Origin of the sequence: Flavobacterium collinsii (genome assembly GCF_902804485.1) — a bacterium.
GTDB lineage: Bacteria > Bacteroidota > Bacteroidia > Flavobacteriales > Flavobacteriaceae > Flavobacterium > Flavobacterium collinsii.
In genome coordinates this window covers 1-6,160 of the sequence record NZ_CADCST010000153.1, presented here as the reverse complement: position 1 = coordinate 6,160, position 6,160 = coordinate 1, and the positions used below count along the sequence as shown (strand labels likewise).

At 32.4% G+C, this 6,160-nt stretch carries 1 protein-coding gene; it reads left to right on the top strand.

Annotation, left to right across the window (positions count from 1 at the left end; translation table 11 throughout):
• The first annotated feature begins 1,172 nt into the window (after positions 1-1,172).
• Positions 1,173-5,468, top strand: a complete 4,296-nt coding sequence (locus tag FLA105534_RS22575; RefSeq protein WP_173968335.1) for a T9SS type B sorting domain-containing protein — start codon at positions 1,173-1,175, stop codon at positions 5,466-5,468.
• Positions 5,469-6,160 lie beyond the last annotated feature (692 nt).

Below are 6,160 nucleotides of genomic sequence, written 5' to 3'. Positions count from 1 at the left end.
TTATTATACTAGACACTTAGATATTCTTTAAGGATTATTTTTTGGAAGATTAGGATCTGTAAGAATTCTTCGTGTCTTTATAATTCAATAATAGTTTTTTGTAAGTACCAATCTAATAATCCTTTTTTTCCTTAATTAAGAATCAATTGATTTTTTACTGGAGTATTGGCACTTTCATAAGAAGTTGCAATTAATCAGTTTGTTCAAATTATCTATTGTCAAGTGAAGTTTTAAACCATTTTTTTATTTAACTTAAATAATTTAGCTACAAGCAATTTAGTATGATCTTCTTTAAATGATAAATTCTTTTTAGAAATTTTGTTTATGGAGAATGAAATTCGGGTTATGATCTCCTTCCTTTATCCTAGTAATGTTTCAAATACTTGTTTACCATTTCACCAGTAATGTTTTCTGTACTCCAAATCATAACCATTTTTATATAAAAATGCAGACTGCAATAGTGTTCTCTTATATTGTGAAATTTTATTTGCAATTTTTTTTGAAGCTCGACCTTTTAAACTCTTCAAAATCGTACTGACATTTTGTTTCAGGCATATTCAATATGTATGCGAGTATGATTTGGGCTAATAACTTCTTTTAGAGTCTCAATTCCGTCAGTTCCGCAAATTTGTATTAGTATTTCGCTGTAAGGTTTTGAATTTTAACCTTGAAAAAGTCTATATCTATATTTATTATCTAAACAACATGACATGTTAATCGATTAATTGTATGCGAAAATTTTCGTAATCCTGTTCTCGTAATAAAATATATTTATTAAAATACTGTAATAAATTGCTAGGTTTTATACTTCTACTTGAGGCTAATAAAATCATAACGCAGTTTATATGGATTATAAATATATTTTGTTTTAACGATTGATTTTGAGTTTTTTAGTTTGTAAGTTTAGTTTTGTATGAAATCAGTGACTTGTAGATTAACTTATTTCGTCTCTATACAGGTTGCCTGTTTTTATAATTTTCCAATTAATACGTTTAGATTCCAATTTTTGGAAATTCATTTTTTTTAAAAGAGTTTAAATGGTTAGTTATGAACTAGTTATGTTAGCTGGCTTAATCTTTGAATAATCAGTTTGAAATAAATTTATAAGTATAGTAAAATTGCTTAACTAAAGGTAATAATTAGCTTCTTTAAAAGATAAAATTTAGACATAAATGAAAATAGTCATACTCCCATTAGTATTATTAACTAGTATACAAAGTTTTTCACAATCGATTACTGTAAATACTAACATTTATACGGTTGAGCAGTTGGTTAATTCTGTTTTAATTAATTCTCCCTGTGTTTCGGGTACAAATGTTACCTCAAAAACTGGGATATTTTTTGGTTCGACAAATGGTATCGGTTATTTTGAGAACGCAAATCCAAATTTTCCTTTTGAAAAAGGTGTAGTATTAACAACCGGTGATGTAACTAAGGTGCCTAGTCCTAATGCCACTATATTGAGTGATGGAAATTCGTTATGGACTGGAGATGCTGACTTAGAGGCTAATTTGCTTTCTCAATCTGGTATTACCATTAACTCTATTAATGCAACTTATATAGAGTTTGATTTTAAACCGAAAACTTCCAATTTTGATTTTGAATTTATTTTTGCTTCCGAAGAATATGGTACTTCACAATGTAATTTTTCTGACGCTTTTGCTTTTCTTCTAAAAGATCTTACAATTGGTGGTGCAAATAAAAATTTGGCAGTGGTTCCTGCACCTGCATTGCCTAATACTCCAATATCTGTAGAAACAATTAGAGACAATTTATACAATACAAATTGCCCTTCGGCTAATGCTAGTTTTTTTGGAAAGTTTAACGGGGGAGGATTTGGACCTGCCATAAATTTTAATGGGCAAACTGTAAAAATGATCGCATCGGCAACGGGGTTAGATGTCACCCATACCTATCATATTAAACTTGTAATTGCTGATGGAGGAAATAATGTAGGTTACGACTCTGCTATATTTTTTAATGCCGATCGTTTTAATATAGGGCAAAATGTTTTAGGGCTTGATTATAGTGTGGTAAATAATAAAGGAATTTGTGCAGGAGGGACATTACCTATACTATCAGCGGGAGGCTTAAGTTCGGGAACTACTTTTGTTTGGAAAAAAGGGGGTGTTGCCTTCTCTCCACCGCAAACAAGCTCAACGTTAGACTTAAATTCAATTTTGCCATTACTTTCAACAGGAAGCGAAACGTATAGCGTTACCTATATAGAACCTGGTTGCGTTGCTATTACAGATGATATTCTAGTCGAAATATACCCGAAATTAAGTTTTAAAGCAACGCTTCCTAATATTTATGCCTGTTATATTGGTGATCCTACTTATACTTTTGATTTGACAAAAAACACACCTGTCATTATGGCAGGAATGAATCCCGATACAACTCCTGCTGGAATGCTAGATGATTTGCCAGCTAGTACAATAGTTACTTATCATCTCACTAATGCTGCTGCTATATCTAACACAGGTGCATTATCGATCCCTTATACGATTTTAAATTCAGAAAGCGGAAAAACAATCTATGTTAGAGTAAGTAGCGCTACTTCTCCTTGTTATGAAATACGCTCTTTTCAATTGCAGATAGTTCCTCCTCCTTATATCGCTACAGTTCCAGGATCAATAACACTTTGTGCTAGAACACTAACCGATTTAAGAGCTGATTTTGATTTGACTTCCCAAATCGCTTTGATATTAGGTTCACAATCTTCGGCATACAATGTGATTTCTTTTCACACCACACTACCTTCAGCAAATAGTAATACTAATATTCTAGCAACCTCACCTTCAGGAATTATTAGATCGGCATCAAGAACTGTTTGGGTACGATTGCAAAATATATCGAATACAGGTTGTTTTGTTACCACTAGTTTTCAGCTTATTGTAGCACCATTGCCTAAAGTTGATATTTTGCCTGATGTAGTAGTTTGTAGCTCTTATACTTTACCCGCTTTAGTCAATGCTGGAAATCAATATTGGAATGGGATAAACGGTACAGGAACACAGTTCTTTGCTGGTAATATTGTCAATACAACAAAAAGTTTGTATGTCTATAGTAAATCAAACTCTTGTATTAATCAAGATCTTTTTAAAGTGACAATTGCCAATTTATCTCTGATAACACCTGCCAATGCTACTTACTGTACACAGTATACACTTCCTGCGCTAGCCTATGGGAATTATTATACGCAAAGTGGAGGTGCTACAAATAGTGGTAATATAAAATTAGCCGCAGGAACTGTTATTAATACTGTTGGGCTAAATACAATATACGTTTGGTTTGAAGATACAACAGTTGTTCCTTCTTGTACCAAAGAAACATTTTTTATAGTTAAAATATTGCCTTTTACGCCATTACCGGATTATCCTAATCAGTTTGGTTGTAATCCTTATACATTACCAGTTGACCCAAACGGGGCAACTTATTATACAGGAACAAATAAAGGACTTCCTATAATACTACCGGGTACGGTTATAAACAGTACAAAACCAATTTATGTGTATAAAGAAAGTGGCTCATTACCTCTTAATTGTACTTCAGAAAAATCATTTACAGTTTATGTTGGGATTGCAAATATTACTATCCCAACCAATGTAACTTCCTGTTCTACTTATCTATTACCTTCTTTGGTTGTTGGAGAATATAGAACCGCAGCGGCAGGAGGTGGTTCAGTTGTAGCTTCGGGAACAGCCATAAATAGTACAACGATGCTTTGGTTTCACGTTGCAGGACAAAGTTGTACAGATAATCTATCATTTACTGTTACAGTAAATATTTCGCCATTGCCAGTTATGGAAGATATTCCTCCGCAATGTGATGTTTATTATTTGCCAGCAGTAGCGCATTCAGGAAAATATTATACAAAGTCTTTAGGAACTGGCATGATCCGACCCTCTGGTTATCCCATTACAACAACACAAACGATCTATTTTTATGATAAAGCTCCAACGGGTTCTTGTTATGTAGAATCTAGTTTTTTGATCACTATCGATTCTTCTCCATTAATAGATGCAAGACCTATAGAAGTTTTAAAATGCAATCAGAGTTATTTTTTGGATGATTTAAAAAACGGAGAGTACTATGAATTTTCGGGTGGACCATCTGCAACAAATCCTATTTTGCCAGCTGGTTATGAAATAAAAACCTCTAAAAAGATTTATGTTTATGCGGCAGCTCCATCGCCCAACGCTTGTATTGTTGAATATAGTATAATGATAACTATTGTGAATACAAAGGTTAATCCAATTACAGATGTATTCGCTTGTGATACTTATACATTACCAGTAATAATTGGTCAAGGAGATTATTATACCGCTACTGGTGGACCTAATGGTACAGGGATAAAATTACTATCTCCATACGCACCAATAACTTCGACTACCACTTTGTATGTTTATGCCGAGGATAATAATAGAATTGCTTGCTCAGATGAAGATGTTTTTACAGTGACAATTTACAAAACTCCTATAGTTGCGTCAATTCTACCAGTTGTTGTTTGTGAATCATATACATTACCTTCATTAATAGCACCAGCAACAAGATATTTTGTATTGCCTGGAGGGGGTAGTGTGGCCAATACTGAAAAGTTTGTAGGTGATTTGATTACTACTTCGACTACTGTTTATGCTTATGCAGATGTTGGTACTCTAACAACAAAATTATGTTATGATGAGAAGCCTTTGATTATTACTATAAAAAACAAACCAATACCAAAAATTACTCTTCTCCCAATATGTGTTGATGTAGATACAGGAATCATAAATGACTCCTATATTACCAGTGGTTATACGACTCCATTATATTCCTTTGATTGGAAAAACGAAGCTGGGACTACATTGGGTACTGCATCAGATTTTACTACAAAAACACCAGGTAAGTACACCTTAACGGTCAATGACTTGTCGGTTGCTGGGTGTGTTTCTGAAGTAGTGCCTTTTACGGTATTAATATCTTCAAAACCAGCTAAAGTATCTTTTGTCACAAGTGGATGGTTTTCAGATAATCAGACTATTACAGTTGATGCGGTTCCGTACCCAGGATACGAAAGCAACTTTCTGTATGCAATAGATGATGATATGCCACAAACGAGTAATGTTTTTACAAATGTTAGCTCAGGAATTCATAAAGTTACCGTTAGTGATGCCAATGGTTGTGGAATTACTCCAATATCTATGCCTATTAAGCTGATCAGTAGTCCGAAATTTTTCACTCCAAATGAGGATGGTTATAATGACCAATGGAGTATAGTAGGATTACAAAGTCAAGACAATCCTGTAATATTTATTTTTGATAGATACGGAAAAATAATTAAGCGATTGACTAAAATCGGAGATAGTTGGGATGGTACTTTTCAAGGACAGATTTTGCCAGCTGATGATTACTGGTTTGTAATTTCTTATTTAGAAAATGGAGTCGCAAAAGAATATCGTTCCCATTTTTCATTAATACGCTGATAGTTGTTATAATTAGGTAATTTTTGGTTATAGGCTTTCAGAAATTCCCAAAAGAGAAAAGCCCAATGCCATTATGTTAAGGGAATAAATGATAAAATGATTTCTAATTTTTGGTTAACCATTTTTGACCAGAGCGATAGCGATCTGACGAAGCATTTCAGATTTGCTGTTGTTAAATATTTAGATTATCGATTTTGTAAGTTCTATTACATCTAAAATCAATAATCCTCAATCTAAATCTCTTAACTCCAATCTTTTAAAATTGGGGGTTTAAAAAATGCTTATTCCTTCATTAACTTCAAATATACTTCCTTAATTTTTATAATATTTTTTTAAACACTTTAGTCCAAAAAGTATTGTTGTTTCCATTTTTTGGAATTTAATAAAAAAGAAAACTATTGTAAAGCCTTTTAAATAAGCGATTTGTAAAAATGGTACGCAGATTGATTTTTAAGTAATATGATATTATGGACCAAGTTATTCTTCATCATCAGATTGAGTTCTAAATAAGAAAAATGTTGTGTGAGAATAATAATCCTCATCCCAGAAGAAAGGCTTGGTTTTATTCTAATGGAGTCCTTTTTTTAAGATTATAATAGAATTGAATGTTTCAAGTATTTTAAGTTTAAGAATTAAAAAAGGGATGTTCCTAAATTGTTTTGATATATAACTAATTAGAGTTTAAATCTTAA